The sequence below is a fragment of the Clostridium sp. AM29-11AC genome (assembly GCF_003480545.1).
Classification (GTDB): domain Bacteria; phylum Bacillota; class Clostridia; order Lachnospirales; family Lachnospiraceae; genus Otoolea; species Otoolea saccharolyticum_A.
The window spans coordinates 64,160-80,159 of the sequence record NZ_QUJI01000002.1; the positions used below are offsets into that span (position 1 = coordinate 64,160).

12 protein-coding genes and 1 pseudogene are annotated in these 16,000 nt (G+C 51.3%); 11 read left to right on the top strand and 2 right to left on the bottom strand.

Annotation, left to right across the window (positions count from 1 at the left end):
* The first annotated feature begins 62 nt into the window (after positions 1-62).
* From DW757_RS02135 to DW757_RS02175, 9 genes are all read left to right on the top strand, one after another.
* Positions 63-1,010, top strand: coding sequence for a hypothetical protein (locus tag DW757_RS02135; protein ID WP_147355623.1), 948 nt, complete (start codon positions 63-65; stop codon positions 1,008-1,010).
* Positions 1,011-1,040: 30 nt separating this feature from the next.
* Positions 1,041-2,369 carry an MATE family efflux transporter gene (locus DW757_RS02140; protein ID WP_118750850.1) on the top strand — a complete coding sequence of 443 codons (1,329 nt, stop codon included), beginning with the start codon at positions 1,041-1,043 and terminating at the stop codon, positions 2,367-2,369.
* 2 nt (positions 2,370-2,371) lie between these two features.
* Positions 2,372-4,477 (top strand): NB-ARC domain-containing protein, encoded by a 2,106-nt coding sequence (locus DW757_RS02145; protein WP_118750851.1) that lies wholly within the window; start codon positions 2,372-2,374, stop codon positions 4,475-4,477.
* Positions 4,478-4,574: 97 nt separating this feature from the next.
* The gene (locus DW757_RS02150) at positions 4,575-5,129 is read left to right on the top strand and encodes a hypothetical protein (RefSeq protein WP_118750852.1); all 555 of its coding nucleotides are present in this window, start codon (positions 4,575-4,577) and stop codon (positions 5,127-5,129) included.
* 1 nt (position 5,130) lies between these two features.
* Positions 5,131-7,458, top strand: coding sequence for an RsiV family protein (locus DW757_RS02155; RefSeq protein WP_118750853.1), 2,328 nt, complete (start codon positions 5,131-5,133; stop codon positions 7,456-7,458).
* Positions 7,459-7,596: 138 nt separating this feature from the next.
* Positions 7,597-8,130 (top strand): hypothetical protein, encoded by a 534-nt coding sequence (locus tag DW757_RS02160; RefSeq protein ID WP_118750854.1) that lies wholly within the window; start codon positions 7,597-7,599, stop codon positions 8,128-8,130.
* 15 nt (positions 8,131-8,145) lie between these two features.
* Positions 8,146-9,543 (top strand): leucine-rich repeat domain-containing protein, encoded by a 1,398-nt coding sequence (locus DW757_RS02165; RefSeq protein ID WP_118750855.1) that lies wholly within the window; start codon positions 8,146-8,148, stop codon positions 9,541-9,543.
* Positions 9,544-9,555: 12 nt separating this feature from the next.
* The gene (locus tag DW757_RS02170; RefSeq protein ID WP_118750856.1) at positions 9,556-11,121 is read left to right on the top strand and encodes a GLUG motif-containing protein; all 1,566 of its coding nucleotides are present in this window, start codon (positions 9,556-9,558) and stop codon (positions 11,119-11,121) included.
* A 270-nt stretch (positions 11,122-11,391) separates the two neighbouring features.
* On the top strand, positions 11,392-12,399 hold the full coding sequence (locus DW757_RS02175; protein WP_021966144.1) for a GGDEF domain-containing protein: 1,008 nt from the start codon (positions 11,392-11,394) through the stop codon (positions 12,397-12,399).
* A 76-nt stretch (positions 12,400-12,475) separates the two neighbouring features.
* Here DW757_RS02175 and DW757_RS02180 read toward each other — a convergent pair whose 3' ends face one another.
* Both DW757_RS02180 and DW757_RS02185 read right to left on the bottom strand, forming a co-directional pair.
* On the bottom strand, positions 12,476-13,039 hold the full coding sequence (locus DW757_RS02180) for a manganese efflux pump MntP family protein (RefSeq protein WP_008394926.1): 564 nt from the start codon (positions 13,037-13,039) through the stop codon (positions 12,476-12,478).
* A gap of 94 nt (positions 13,040-13,133) precedes the next feature.
* Positions 13,134-13,658: pseudogene (locus DW757_RS02185) on the bottom strand (NYN domain-containing protein); the annotation flags it as partial.
* Positions 13,659-14,001: 343 nt separating this feature from the next.
* Here DW757_RS02185 and DW757_RS02190 point away from each other — a divergent pair.
* Both DW757_RS02190 and DW757_RS02200 read left to right on the top strand, forming a co-directional pair.
* The gene (locus tag DW757_RS02190) at positions 14,002-15,288 is read left to right on the top strand and encodes an aminotransferase class I/II-fold pyridoxal phosphate-dependent enzyme (RefSeq protein ID WP_008394928.1); all 1,287 of its coding nucleotides are present in this window, start codon (positions 14,002-14,004) and stop codon (positions 15,286-15,288) included.
* Between the two features lie 274 nt (positions 15,289-15,562).
* Entirely contained in the window at positions 15,563-15,997 is a 435-nt protein-coding gene (locus DW757_RS02200; protein ID WP_021966143.1) for a GtrA family protein, read from the top strand.
* The last annotated feature ends 3 nt before the right edge of the window (positions 15,998-16,000 follow it).

Genomic DNA, 16,000 nt, shown 5'->3' on the forward strand with positions numbered 1-16,000 from the left:
TGAGGATTGTGAAATGATATGGTTGAAATATACAGTTTCGCAGGATAAGGGGAGTTTACGTGGTGGAAAAGGAAAAAAGGGTGGTGGAACAGGCCTTAATGAACCTGGCGGAGGAGTGTCTGGCACTGGGGAAAAAGGAGCGGCCTGAAAAGCAATGGTTGAAGCGGGTATATGACCGGTTCCGGGCAGAGAATGGACAGATGGGAAAAGCGGCGGCAGACGAGCTTCTTTTCAGGAGAATGTACGCCGCAGAGCCGGACAAACCGTCCGACACGCTGAAGATCCGCTACTGGAGAACCGGCAGGCATCTTCCTGTCAACAGAGAACAGTGCGAGATGTTTGGGCAGGCGCTGAATCTGTCAGAAGGGGAGAGGAGGTTTCTGATTCAGGGATACTGTGACCGGTGTGACCGGGTGTTTGAGGCTGGTACAGAGGAGGCGGTTTACAGGGAACGGCTGGCGATTCTGGAGGAACTCAGAAGGGAGTACCTGGATAAGGTGTATCCGGCCATGAAGAGACAGCTGTACCATGCCGGAGCGAAAATGGAACACAGTTTGCGCCACCTTTACTACACGGATGCCAGGAACTATATTCATTTTCGGCAGGAAGGGACTGCCTTCCAGGTAGGAAGACATATTTCCAGTATCAATTATATGTCGGAGTTTGGCCGGCAGATGAAGCTTCTGGGAGAAATCCCCAGAAAGACCATGATCCGGCATCTGCTGATTTTTTCCATTCCCTTCGTGAACGAAGAGCGGCTCAGCCGGTGGCTTAGGAAGCTGGGATATCTGGGACTTGATGAAAACCACACTCAGGCGGATGCGGGGCGGCTGGACCGGCTGCTGTTGGGATTTTTGAGACTTTATGAAGACTGCTGCGCCGGGAGAGAGCCGGCAGACTGCTGCGCCTGGCTTCGGGAATCCAGTCAGCTCCTGGACAGATATCTGGAGAAACGGCAGAATGTCAGTCTGCGAATTTTCTATTTTAAAGCATTAAAAGACTACGAGTGACGGATCGTTCGGAGCGGGGGGGGGGATGAAATGGTTCGATTTACAGAAAAAATTTCAGAGAGGGAGCTGGCACTTTTTCTGCTTCCGCTCATGTTTTCCAGTATTTTTCAGCAGCTTTACACACCCTTTGGAGCGGCTGCCGCGGGACGGTTCTTAAATGAGGAGGCAGTGGCTGTCATTGGCGCCTGCAGCGCGTGGGAATCCATCCTGGATGCACTGTTTGTGTCTATGACCACGGGTTTTGCCATTTCCATTAACCGGATGGCCGGTCTGGGGGAGGAAAAACGGCTCCGGGAGACTGCTCAGGGAGCCGTTTTTCTCTCTGGAATCCTGGCAGCTGGAAGCTTTTTCCTGGCGCTCTTTCCGGAACCCTTTATGGTGCTGGCCAATATTCCGGTGCAGATGCGTGAGATATCCAGGGAGTATCTGAGATTTCTCCTTCTCGGCGGCGGCTTTCAGGGGATCCAGAATCTGCTTATCTGCGTCATACAGGGAGGCGGTGAAAGCCGTTTCCCGTCTATGGTTTCTATTGGGGCAGCCATCGTCCAGACCGGTCTGTCCCTGACATTTCTGGGATATTTTCATATGGGAGTGGAATCTGTTTCCCTGGCGGTTTTGTTAAGTCAGGCAGGAAGCTCCCTTCTTTTGTCTGCTTATCTTTTGAGGAGTCAGTGGGGAAGGCTGCTGTTTTTGCCGTTTCAGGGCGGAAATCCTGCTGTATGGCGGGAGCTGTCAGCCAGCGGCATGGCCAAGACCATGATGACCATGCTGGCAAACACCGGGGCTTTCGTACTTCAGCGGGAGATTAACAATTTCTCTGTGGACACCATCGCCGGCTACACCTACGCCAATTCTCTGATGAACCTATTTATGCAGCCGCTCTGTGCCTATGCCGTCGCTGCCAATATTATGTCGGCTCAGAATGTGGGGAGGGGCAACTGGGAGCTGGCAGTTTTCTGCAACAGAAGAATGACGGTACACAGCATGGTATGGTGCGCCCTGTATGGAATAGCGGCGCCGGCAGCAGTTCCTGCCCTGATCAGGCTGATGGCGGGTGCAGGGGCCTGCGCGCAGCTTCTCGATGCGGGAACTGCCTGGCTTTTTGTGGCGGTCTATTCGTATCCGTTTCTGGTATTTCTGATGATCTGCCGCAATGCCCTGCAGGGGATGGGGCGGTATTCCAGCCTGATTCTGCTGGGATTTCTGGAGATGCTGGCAAAATTTGCAACGGCCTGGGTTTTGATTCCCCGGCTGGGCTATGGGGCAGTCTGCCTGAGTACAGCTTTCATCTGGGCGGTTCCGGGGCTTACGGGGCTTTGGCTGTATCGGCGCAGGCTGAGAACAGTGAGAAGGGGATAAAAATGGAGACGAGAAAGGATATGGAGTGGGAGCTTCTGGAGTGGAAAAAAAGAATGTTTGAACTCCGGAAAAAGTACACAGATACACCTCCTGGCTTTCGGGACAGCAGGGAGGAGGTGGTGTGCCGGACAGAACTTTTCCGTGCGCAGGAGGAGTACCGGAAAAAGAGGGAACACCGACTGGAGGCATGCTGGGAGCCTCAGGGGGCTCTGTTTGCCGGAAGAGAGGAGCAGATGGAGCAGATCGCAGAAATATTCAGGTGCGCCAAAGGTCCGGCAGTTTTATACGGGATCGGGGGAATTGGAAAGACGGCAATCGCCAGGGCTTACGCCCTTCGCCACAGGGAGGAATATGACACGGTACTTTTTTTATCCTGCAGCGGAGATTTTCAGATGCTGTTCGGCGACGATGTGCGGGTACCAGTTTCGAATCTGCACTATTCTCAGGATAAATATGGGAAAAAAGGCAGATATGTCCGTGAAAAGCTGAAAGTCCTTGCGGAAATAGGAAAAAAACAGCGTCTGCTGCTGATTCTGGATGACTGCAATATGGAAAAGGATCGCTATATGAAGAGGGTTTTTGCTCTTCCCTGCCATATACTGGTCACCACAAGAAGAAATCCGGCAGTCTGGGGCGGCTGCAGCGCCATACCTGTGGGAAAGCTGGGCCAGAGGGAATGGCAGGAATTTGTCCGCGTTTACCGGAGCGGAGAGCCGGGAACCGAGGAGTGGGAAGAACTTTCCAGGTATTGGGAACAGGTGGGCGGTCATACCCTTCTTATGATGCTGAAGCTTCGCGGTGTGGAGGCAGGAACCAGGCTGCCGGATGTTCCGGAAGACTTTGCAGAGGATCTGTTCCGGCGTTTTCCTTTGAAAAAGCAGGAAAAACAGATTCTGCGGGAGCTGTCCCTGATGCCGGTTCAGGGAATCCGTAAAAGCCTGTATTTTAAGGTGTCAGGAGCCGACAGTGCGGCTTTAAGGCGGCTGGAGAGCTGTCTGTTGGTCAGCAGGGAGAGCATAGAGGAGGGGCGTGACAGTCTGATTTCTCTTCATCCTGTCATCGCGGAGGCGGCCAGGAGGGCCTTTTCCCCTACCCAGTCCAACTGCCGCAGGATGCTTCACGGATTTTACGAGATTGCCAGAAATTCCTGGAACTGCACTTACCTGGAGAATCAGAAGATAGAGCCCTACGTATTTGCACTTTTTCAGGCGTTTCCGGAACCGGAGGCCTGGCTTGCCAGGGAGTTTGACGCCCTGTCTACCTGGCTGTGGATCCAGGGATATTTTAAGGAGGCGAAAGAAGCGTGTGGGAAGCTGACGGCTTCGGTGGAGCGTTATTATGGAACCTGCCATCAGATCACCGGAGAAATTTATCTTCGGATGGCGGCAGCCTGCTATAATGCCATGGATTTTGAGGAGTCTGAGCGCTGGTACTGTCAAGGCTTTGACTGTCTGAGCAGATGCTGTCCCTTCGATGACCTTTACTATCACGCCCGCAGCACGGCCTGCTCTAAAATTTCTCGCATTTACCGCTACAGAGGCGGAGAGGAAAATTTGAAAAAAGCTCTGGCAATGATCAGAAAGGCCCTGAAATATGAGAAGAAATACTGGGATTTCTGTAAAAAAAACAGTATCTGGCACGAGGAGAATGATCCGGAAAACACCTACCGTCACTGGCAGCTGAACGAAGCCAGAATCCTTTTTGATATGGGAAGAACAAAGGAAGCCCTGGCGCTGGGAAGGGAGGCCCGGGCGGGGATTCTCCGGGAAATTGGAGAGGGAAAAAATTACCGGTATGAGTTAAATGAATTTGACCGTTTTCTCATAAAAGCCATGGCGGCCCGGGGAGAATTTTCCACGGCAGAAGAGCTGGCCAGGCAGGTAGTGGAAATTGCCCGCCTTTACCGAAACGAGCAGTCGAAAGAAATGGTCAGCAGTGAAGAACAGCTGGCGGACGTGTGGCTGGCGGCGGGCCGGTTTGAGGAGGCGGCAGAGAGGTATGGCCAGATTCTTTGCCGGCTGGAGGAAGATTTTCCATATCAGAAAAAATGGATTGGAAAGATCCGTGAGAAATGGAGACGGGCAGTTCTTCAGGAAGGAAATGGTTAAAGGTTACCTTGTTGACAGGGGAAAAGGGGAGAGATAAGGTACAGGCAGAATGTAGGACTTTATTGTTTTGCTGTGCATTATCAAAAGGAGGAGACAGGTGAAAAAGTGTGTGGTTGGCGCGGTGTGCGCGGCGGTTTTGCTTGCACTTGTGCTGGTGCCCGAGTACCGTAAAGGAAAGGAGTCTGCGTCTCCGGTCAGATCCACCCAGACAAAGGACAGCGAGAAAAGTCAGAGGGCCATGGAAGCTCTCGCAAAGTCAGAAACTCTGGAGACGCAGACGGACGAGTACGGGCTTGTGGAAATGACGGCATCTGTGAAGATACCGGATTACAGCCAGTATTTTTCTCAGTGCTGGGAGGAGGCCGCAAGGGGTGCGAAGGATGAGGCAGATTTTGAGAGACGGCTCTTTTCTCTGGCAGAGGAGAAGCTCCAGGACGGAGAAGTCCAGTGGACTACAAGGGAGGTTTCTGTCAACCTCTCTCTGAAGGACGCGGCGAAGAAAACGTGGAAGGATGAGGAGCTGGAAGAACTGGCCGCAGGAGAGGCCTTTGAGCAGGAAATGTGGGAGTTCGCTCTGGAGATCATGGGGGATGTGATCAGTGAGTACACGAACTGGGAGACCCTGGCACAGACCGGAGAGGAGGAGCAGTAATATGAAAATGAGACGTTTCTTCCGGTCGGCAGCTGCTCTTTTGCTGGCAGTGGCCATGACGTTTCTTACGCCTGCCCAGACAGTCCTCGCTGCCGGGGAAAGTGAGCCGTCTGAGGAATATCTGGACGGACTTTTTGAGCGGTGCTCAGCTTATCTGGGACTGGAGGAAGTCAGCAGTTATGAGAATCTGCTGAATCCGGATAATTATCTCCACTGCATCTGGGCAGCTGAGATCAGACGAATGCTGGGGAGAGAAAGCTACGGGCTTGAAGATGGAGATGAGAAAAGCTTTTTAGAAAAAGCGTCGGAGTATGTGGATACGGCACTTCACAACATGTCTGCTGATGTAAAGATCGTGTTTACCTGGGCGGGTCATGCTCTCACGGATACGGAGCTTAATGAGGAATCGTATATCGATTATCTGTCTAAAATTATGGCCATGCAGGAAAAGGGCTTCCTAGAGACAGCCTGGTCCCAGGCGGACTACAGCATCCGCGTAAATGCCTGGACGGAGCTAAAGAGCGTGGGAAAAAAGAGTCTGAGTCTGGCTTTGAAGGATAAACAACTTCCAGGTTCTGTCACAGTGAAGCTCAACCAGGTGCTTGGGGAAGACACCGTGAAGGAGCTGGATAAATTATTTAAAAAGCTCAAAAAGACAAAAAAATTTGTGGATTTTGCCGACAAGGAGGTTATGAGCCTTGCAGAAGCCGGCGCACTGGGGATTTACGTAAGTCTCCATGAGGAACAGAAGGCATTCCTGGAGGCAATCAGGGACTATGCGGATCAGAAGGATCAGAAGGAGCTTCGCAAGGCGGCAGAAGACCTGATCGATGCCTCCAGCATGAGACTGGCAGGGTTAATCATGTCCGACGACGGCGAGATTGGCGATTTTGCCAAGATGGCTTCCTATCTGACCGGCGGAGAGCTGGATCTGGATAAGTGTGTGGACGATATGGCAGAGATGGTTTCCAAGAAAACGAAAGAGCTGGCAGCCAGTGTGGGGAATACAGCCGGCGCTTATCTGCTGAAGGGCGTCAGCGCCCTGGCATCCAATGCTGCCCTGATCAGCGCCGGATTTGAAATCGGCGGCCACCTGGGCCGGGTTTTGTTTGGAATGGGAGACGAGTATGAGCACTACCGGGAAATGATTATTATGGATGACATTGGAACAGCTCTGGCGGCGGCATTTCCGAAATACGCCGCACCGGCGGGAGATAAGCACGTGGTGGGAGACAGCCGCTATGACACCACCTTCCGCATGGTAGCAGCAGGAGAAGCGCTGTGCTACGTTCGTCTGAAGGGAGAGTACAGCATCCTGGAGTATGAGAAAGGAAAACAAGGAGCACCTGACGATAAGGAACTGGACCGTCTCTATGCAAGTGCTGCAGACAGAATGAATCTGTGCTATATGGCCCTGGCGTCGATCTTTCCGGAGCCGGCTCCCCGGGTATCTGTCTATGCTGACATTGAGCGGGAAAAGGTACCGGCAGGAAACAATAAGGTCAGCCGGGATCTTGCCATTCCTACGGTTTACATTGAAGGAAATGAAGAGGCGGCTGAAAAGATCAATGGCAGCGACAAGCTGAAAGAACTGGCAGACTCATCCATGAAAGTGTTTGAGAATGCTAAGAAGGGAGCAGAGAGAATGACCGGCCCTCTCTGGGTGAATATGGAAGGAGGCGTCCATCTGTGGCTGGAGGATGTCTTCTCCACGAAGCAGGCTGTCAGCATGCGGTTTAAGCAGGTCTCCTATGAGGTTGGCTCCGCCCACCCCAACCATGTGATTGTCTGCACGAATTATGACACTTCTACCGAAGCGTATCTGACCCTGGAAGATATTCTGGACGGGGAGAATACAGAGAAAGCCAGGGAAAAGCTTCAGGAGCTTTTGGGGAAGGCCCTGGAAAAGGCCTATCCGGAGTGGGATTTATGGTATATGGGACGGGTTGAGAGTACCGAAGAGATTGTAAAGACGGCATTTCTGGATGCCTCTGCGGAGCTGAAAAACCGCCACTGGTATTTCTCCTCAGACGGTTTCCACATTGCCTTTGATCCCTATGAGATCGCTCCTTATACTGCCGGCAGCATCACGGCAGCGGTGCCATACAGCCAGCTGAAAGGAGTGATCAAGGAGGAATATCTTCCGGAGGAGCTGCGGGGAACAGAGGTGTCGGGAACACCAAAGCTGATCAGGTGGGATGAACTGGAAAGAGGAGATAAGTCTAAGTTCACCGGCGGCCGTGTATACGGGATGCAGAATGAGAGCTACAAGGCGGTGGTTACGGATGAAACGCCTGCAATGTCAGAGTTCAGAAGGATTACAATGTAGTCTTCTACTCCAGCCGCATGATGCCTAATGATGTGGCATGGATGAATGATATGGAGGAGATCGACAGTCTGGGCGGTGAGGCAGAATATACCATCACCAGCGAGACAAATTTAATCAGATAAAAGAAGGGGGAAAACTATGATTTCACTGACGATACCTTACATACTGACTTTTATAGGAATCATCATCGGAGGCGTTCATGATTTTATGGCCATGGCTGTGTTTCTGACAGTGATCGGCGCTGTGTGGACGGCAATCGCCTGTACCGTTAAGGATTATTCTAAGCAGGGCCTTCTGATCGCAGAGGCGGTTCATGGAGCAATCTGGATTATCTGTAAATTTTTTCCCATGTTTGGGGCAAAGCTGTTAGGAGGCGCCGTTGGTCTTGCAGTGGCGGTTGTCCTGGTTCTTTTCGTTTACGCTTATTTCTTTGCTCCGTCCGATGAAGGAGGAGACAGGCGTTCAGACAATGGGGAGACGGAGAAAGCGCGGCAGCTTCCCAATCGAATTTATGATGAAGGAAATAATGCGTGGGAGTGCACCTGGCGCAGCAAAACCAGCCAGGAGGCGGATTATGTGAATAAAAATACAGGGGAAACAATGCGCATCTACAACTACAATATCAGCGGAAAAAGTGCTCTGACGGACAAGGGGACATTTCGCTGGCATTAAAAAAGGGAGGCAGTTATGAAAAAGGATGTATTTGGAAAAGGAAAGATGGCGGCAGCCGCCGCAGGTCTGGCACTGGCATTTGCTGTGGGAACAACCGGCTGCGCTGCGGGAAGCAAAGCTGAGAGCGGCTCTGCCAGGGAGGCTGCTGCCAATTCAGAAGAAGGCGGGGCGGATGTTCAGAAAAACAGTCAGGAGCCTGAAAACGGGGAAAGCCGGGAGGCAAAACTTTCAGAGTACACGCCGGTAGATCTGGCTTCCGTGGCGGATAGCGCCGAGGAGGATTTCATGTTTGAAGACCTGGGCGACGGTCTGATTTCTATTACCGGCTACCTGGGGGAGGGCGGTCAGGTGAAGATTCCGGAAAAGCTGGGAGGAGCGGAGAGGATAATCATCACATCCGATGCGTTTAAGACCAATGATACGATCACCTACATGTATATTCCGAAGACAGTGACCCTGATTGAGGAGTATTCCTTCCGTGACTGTACGGCTCTGGAGGAAGTTTATGTCGGAGGACAGGTTTCAACGATTGAGAAATCCACATTCCGGGGCTGTACTGCCCTTCGCCGGGTGGAGCTGGCGGGAGGGGTAAGCAGCATCAAAGGAGAGATGGACAGCGGAGCCTTTCAGGACTGCACTTCTCTGACAGAAGTGGTATTTCCCGATACTTTTAACGACCGCATTGATACGAATGCCTTCTACGGCTGCACAGCTCTGGAGACGGTTGATCTGTCGGGCACTCAGCTTCTGGGGATTGGCCAGCTGGCTTTCGGCTACTGCGAAAACTTAAAGACGGTAAAGCTCCCTGCTACCGTGCAGTGGGTGGAGAGCAATTCGTTTTTAGCTACTCCGTCTCTGGAAGAATTTACGATCGAGGATGGAAATTCTGTGCTGGAAACAGAAGACGGAGTTGTTTATACCATTGATTTCTGCGGCCCGGAATCGCCGAATGTGGCACTCTTTGGACTTGAGGGCGCAGCAGGGGAGGATGTGGCAATCCGGGAAGGCACGGAGAAAATTGCCGGACATTCTTTCTCACACAATCATACGATTCAGACGCTGAAACTTCCGGACAGTGTAAAAGAAATTGACAGCAGAGCCTTTTCTGACTGTGCCAGTCTGACGCAGGTAGACTTTGGAACTGGCCTGGAAGAGATCAAAGACCATGGATTTGAGAACTGCACCAGTCTGGAGGAAATTGAGCTCCCCGCATCCCTTACGAAGCTTGGAGACGGCAGCTTTTCCTTCTGCGGGCTGAAAAAGGCAGCGCTGCCTGACGGTGTGAAATATTCTTCCGGGAGCACTACTCAGAAATATGTTTTTGCGGGAAACGAGGACGCGGTTTTTACCTACCAGGGGCAGGAATATACCTACAATCAGGCCGCTCAGCTGGATTCTTTTTTAATGAAGTAAAGGAGAAACACGATGAAATTCCATAGAAATACAGCGTCAGCAATTATGTTTGCCGCAGCTCTTTCCCTGACAGCCTGCAGCGCGGGAGGAGAGAAGACGGATGTTACTCAGAGAGCACCGAAGGAGACGGAGGCAGGGATGGGGGAGCTGATTTCCGAATTAAAGGGAGAAGAGGCGAAGGAGCCCATGAAAGGGGATAATCAGGCTCTGGTAGAAATTGGGACAGCTCAGGAGCTGGAGCAGTTCCGTGACCGTGTCAATGAAGGCGAAGCAGCGCTGGACGCTGTGCTGACAGCAGATATTGACCTGTCGTCTGTATGCGGAGCGGATGCCGGGAACTGGGTTCCTTTTGAAGAGTACAATGGCGTGTTTGACGGCGGAGGGCACGAGATCAGCGGACTTTATATCGAAGCTGAAGAGGGAGACGGAGCACTGTTTCAGACTATCGGATATACCGGAATCGTGAAAGATCTTGGAATTGCCGGAGCCAGAATCCAGGTGCCGGGTACTGCTGCGGCTCTGGCCATCAGAAACGAAGGAATCGTTGAAAACTGCTACAGCAGAGACGGACAGCTCAAGGGCCATGAGGCAATGGGGCTGCTGCGGGAATCGGCAGAAGAAAGTTCGGTCTCAGGCTGCTATGTTACCGGCTCTGTGGAGGGCAAAGACCGGGCAGCCGGGATTGTGGGATTTACCTACAGCGCAGAGCTGTCCGGCTGCCGCAACGAAGCAGGCATTATCACAACAGAGCAGAGCGGGTGTGCTGCCGGAATTGCAGGCTCTGTGCAGAACTCCAGGGTGGAAAACTGCTCCAATTCAGGGACTGTCGACGGAGCCTGGGACACCGGCGGAGTGATCGGCGGGGCCTCGGAACAGAGCATGATTACTGGCTGCTGCAATACAGCCGCCGTAACCGGGAAAGGAAGGACAGCCGGCATTGCCGCCATGCTGGGGCAGTCCGTGATCGACCGCTGCTATAATACAGGTTCTGTAAGCGGTGTAAATGCAGTAGCCGGTATTCTCGCCATGACAAAGGGCAGCACGCCCCAGACCAAGTGCGTGGTGGCAAACTGTTTCAACCGCGGGGAAATCTCTGCCGATCAGCTCTGCGCGGGAATAAGCCTCGGGGGAAACTGCGTAATCGTAAACAATTACAGCAGAGGCTCTGTTCTCAGCGGGAATAACGGAATCTACGGCGCAGCCGGTCTGAGCGACCGGGGAGGCATTATGAGCGGAGACGAGGTGGAAACCTTCCTGTACAACAGCTATTCTGCCTGTACTCTGTCAGAGAAGGCAGGAGGCTTGAGTTACTCCGATACAATGACAGAGATGGATTCTGTTTTTTATCAGAGCGATACAGCGGTAGGGTACTATTTTAACCGGCGGGACGGAGTTCAGGATAAATCTTTCGCTGTTTCAGAGGAGCAGCTTACCGGCAGGGAAATATTAGATCAGCTGAACGCTTATGTGGACGGACACCCGGCTTTGCCCGAAGGCTGCGCCGAAGGAGCAGAAGAGGTTGTGCTGGATAAATGGAAAGCCGGAAATGACGGTTATCCTGTATTTGAATGGGAATAATCTGAAAAAATAACTGGGGAGAGCTGCGAAATACTTTGGAATTTTGCAGTTCTCCCTTTTCCTTTTTCCAGAAGGCTTTTCCGCCGGTATCTCCCTTTCAGATAAAAACAGGAGGCTTGAAGTTTCTTCCCGGCTGTGCTACTGTTAAAAAAACAGAATCTGCCGGATACCGGCAGCAGGAAAACGCATAAGGTTTTGCACAGTGACGGCTGAAACTGTATGGAGCGAATGTGTAAAAAGGCTTGTATTATGGGCCGGACAGGGGGAAAAATGAAAAAACGGGCGAGCACAGGAAAAGTGCAGACAAAAAAGCAGCTGGAACAGGCCATAGCCGCCTACCAGAAGCTGGCTGAGGAGGATTGGCTTACAGGCCTCTACAACAGAGGAGCCATTGAAAAGCGGGTGGATGAGCAGCTGAAAAAGAACAGAGCCGGAAGCATGATCGTGATGGATATTGATCAGTTTAAGAAGGTCAATGACACCTATGGCCACATCATCGGAGATCAGCTTCTCAGAGAGATTTCCTCTGTCCTTAAAAAGATGATGCCGCCTTTCTGCCTGTTAGGGAGAACCGGAGGGGATGAATTCGTTATTTTCTTTCCCCAGACCCTCGGGAAGGAGGAGCTGGAACGGCGGTGCAGCCAGATTCGGGAGAGATTTTCCAGGGTTGAGGTGAACAGCAGGGTGCTTCTGCGCCTTTCTCTGAGTATCTGCTCAGGAACCTACCATCCCGGTTTCGGGTACAGGGAGCTGTTTGACCTGGCCGACCAGCAGATGGTGAAGGAGAAGCGGAGCCGGGACGCGGGAAAATTCGGAAAGGGAACTGTGACGGATACAGAGGGAGACGAGATCCGGATTGACATGAAAATCCTGGCAAAGGAGATGCGTGAGGAGGATCCCCATCCAGGAGCCTACTGTCAGGACTATGAGACCTTCAAGAGTATCTACCGCTTTGTAGAGCGCCGGATGACGCGAAAGGATATGGGCGCCTTTCTGATTCTGTTTACGCTCACAGACACCTCCAATGAGTTTCCCACCCTGGAGAAAAGGGATTACCAGCTGGAAGTTCTGGGACAGGAGATACAGAATAATCTGCGCATGGGAGATCTCTATGCACAGTACAGCAGCTGTCAGTACCTTGTCATGCTGTCGGACACGACGGAGGAAAATGTGGAGATGATTGCAGAACGTATCTGCAGGGCATTTTACAGCGAAAACGGTACGGAGGAGGAGCTGATTCTCCACCACACCTACCCGCTGAAGCCTGCCGGAAAATAGCGGAGGCTTTCCCGGAACCTTGGATTTGCTGGACTGTTCAGGCATCAGGGACGGTTATATGAAAAAAGCATCTGTCTTATAAAAACAGATGCTCAATCAGAATTTTGGAGCCGATGAGAAGGAGAATCGTACCTCCTGCAAGCTCAGCCCGCGATTTGTATCGTATTCCAAATACATTTCCTGCCTTTACTCCCACGATGGACAGGGAGAAGGTGATGATGCCGATAAAGGACACTGCCGGAACGATGTCAACATTTAGGAAGGAGAGGGTGACTCCGATTGCCAGGGCATCGATGCTGGTAGCCAGGGCGAGGACGCACATGGTTTTGAAGTCAACGGATGCGTCCAGTGATTCCTCATCCTCGTCCTTGGAGCGTGATTCCCGAATCATGCTGAGTCCGATGGCTGCCAGGAGCACGAAAGCGATCCAGTGGTCCACCGAGGTGATGGCGTCCTTAAAATGCCAGCCCAGGAGATAGCCGATAAACGGCATTCCTGCCTGGAATCCACCGAAATAGACTCCGATTATAACGGCATGGCGCCAGTTCAACTGTTTCATGGAAAGTCCTTTACAGACTGCGACAGCGAAAGCATCCATGGAAACTCCCACTGCAAGAATAAAAAGCTCAGCTAAAGACATAGGTGAGCACCTCCTGAAGTTATTTTTATAATATCAGTGTTTGGCAGATGAATATGCCGAAACTGCCCTGACAGCGGATTAGAAAAGTCGGGACTTACTCCTCACCGTCCGTATCCCGGTTCAGGCGCAGGCGTTCCAGATATTCCTGCAGGGCCGGATCGGCGTAGTCGAACAGACGCATCTTATAGCTCTTGATCTTGTCGAGATGCTCTTTTTTGATAACAGCGTCCGTTTCACGTATCTCTTTTTCCAGGTCCCTGGCTGACATGCGGACGGCTCCCTTTCCGAGAATGATCACCTGCTCCAGGCGGTCTGAGGTGGCAACTCTCACATGGTACTGGCGTCCGATCTCCTGGGTGACCTTTTCTATGTACTGATCTGCCGTCTCCGCTTCTTTTGTGAATATTACGTGGATATTGTGGTATTTGATGACTGAGCCGGGATTGCCCTTCACCTTGTAGCCGTCAAACACCAGGATCACATTGCATTTTTTAAAGCCCTGATAATTGCAGAGAATATCCTGCAGCTTTGTGCGGGCCGAATCGATATTCTGTTCTGCAATTTTTTTTAAATCTGTCCATGCAAATATGATATTGTAGCCGTCCACCAGCAGATACTCTGAACTCATTGCGCAGGCCTCTTTTCTCTAGTCTATGGGATAGGGAAGGCTCCATATCCTTCGGATAGGGAGACTTAGGCGGGACGAAGTGCCGGGACTTATACAGCAGGAGCTGAAATCTGCCCCGGTAATAGGATCCGCTTCGGGTCATTATACCATTGATGGGAAAGCTGTGCAACGTAAAAAGGTATAAATCCACGGTCAAAAAGAGATTTAAAAGCAAAAGGAGCCTGCAAAAAAATCTTGTCAATAAAACTGCGTTTTGATATGATAAATAGGAAAGACTGAATTTTTTAGAATAAGATGGCCGAGAGAGCCTGATAACAAGGAGGATTTAGAGGGAATGAAGCCTTACAGCGAACTTACAAAGGAAGAATTAGTGGCACTCAGCCATGAACTGAACGCACAGTACCGGGCATTCCAGGCAAAGGGGTTAAAGCTTGATATGTCCCGCGGAAAGCCGTCTGCAGAGCAGTTAGACCTTTCCATGGGCATGATGGATGTGCTGAACAGCTCCACCGATCTCACCTGTGATGACGGCACAGACTGCCGCAATTACGGCGTGCTGGATGGAATCAGTGAGGCCAAGGAACTGATCGGAGATATGATCGAGGTGCCTGCATCTAATCTGATTATCTATGGAAACTCCAGCTTAAATGTAATGTACGATACGATTTCCCGTGCTATGACACATGGAATTATGGGAAATACTCCGTGGTGCAAGCTGGATAAGGTGAAATTCCTCTGTCCTGTTCCCGGTTACGACAGACACTTTGCGGTTACAGAATATTTTGGCATTGAGATGATCAATGTGCCGATGACAGAGGACGGTCCTGACATGGACATGGTGGAGGAGCTGGTTGCAAAGGATGAGGCAATCAAGGGAATCTGGTGTGTTCCCAAGTATTCCAATCCAAGCGGAGTCTCCTACTCCGATCAGACGGTACGCCGTCTGGCGAGATTAAAGCCGGCTGCAAAGGATTTCAGAATCTTCTGGGACAATGCATACGGAATCCATCATTTATATGAGGACAAGCAGGATCAGGTGACAGAGATTCTGGCAGAGTGCAAGAGAGCCGGAAACCCGGATCTGGTTTACAAGTTTGCATCTACTTCCAAAATCAGCTTCCCGGGCTCCGGAATTGCGGCTCTTGCCACATCCCAGAATAACCTGGAGGACATCAAGAAGCAGTTAAAAATCCAGACCATCGGACATGACAAGGTAAACCAGCTGCGCCATGTACGCTTCTTTAAGGACATTCATGGAATGGTAGAGCACATGAAGAAGCACGCTGATATTCTCCGCCCGAAGTTTGAGGCTGTTGAGGAGATCCTGGATCGGGAGCTGGGCGGTCTGGAGATTGGAAGCTGGACAAAACCCAGGGGAGGATACTTTATCTGCTTTGATTCCTTAGAGGGCTGCGCGAAGGCGATTGTGGCCAAGTGCAAGAAGGCAGGTGTGATCATGACAGATGCAGGCGCTACCTATCCATACGGAAAGGATCCGAAGGACAGCAACATCCGTATTGCTCCTTCCTATCCGCCGCTTCAGGATCTGATCACAGCAACAGAGCTCTTCACACTGTGCGTGAAGCTGGTGAGCGTGGAGAAGCTGTTAAGCGAGCTTTAATTCAGGCAGAAATTTGGCAGAGCTCTGCCAGAAATGCAGATGTGAAAGGCCGTACGGCCTGGGATGGAACAAGGGTGTTTGTTTATCCATCCGTTTGAAGGCGTGAAAATAGAAGGGCGGGAACATGTGAGAAAACAGGCTCCCGTCCTTGCTTTTTGCAGAAAAAAACATTACAATAAAAGGCGGCGTTCAGGCGCCGGACATACAGGCAGAGATAACAGAGATAAGACGAAAAGAAAAAAGAGAAAAAGAGAGCAGAGGAAGCAGAAAGTATATGATTAGAAAATTATGGGAAGCCTTGTGGTCAAAGTTTGTGAACAGGGAAACCGTGTCCTACTTTATCTTCGGTGTGCTGACCACAGCGGTAGACTGGGTGGGATATTTTGTCCTTTACTACATGGGATACTCCGTTGTATTTTCCCAGACCATATCGTTTGTGGCCGCTGTCCTGTTTGCATTTGTTACCAATAAGATTTATGTGTTTCAGAGCAAAACCTTACATCCGGCAAAGCTGCTGAATGAGCTGACGTCCTTCGTGGCATGCAGGCTCTTTACAGGAGTCATCACGATTGCCGGAATGGAGATCATGGTAAATGGCCTGGGATGGCCGAATCTGATCGGAAAGATCGCAGTATCTGCGGTATCTCTTGTTTTGAACTATGTGCTCAGCAAGCTGTTCATTTTCAGGAATAAGCAGGAAGCGAGATAGGAA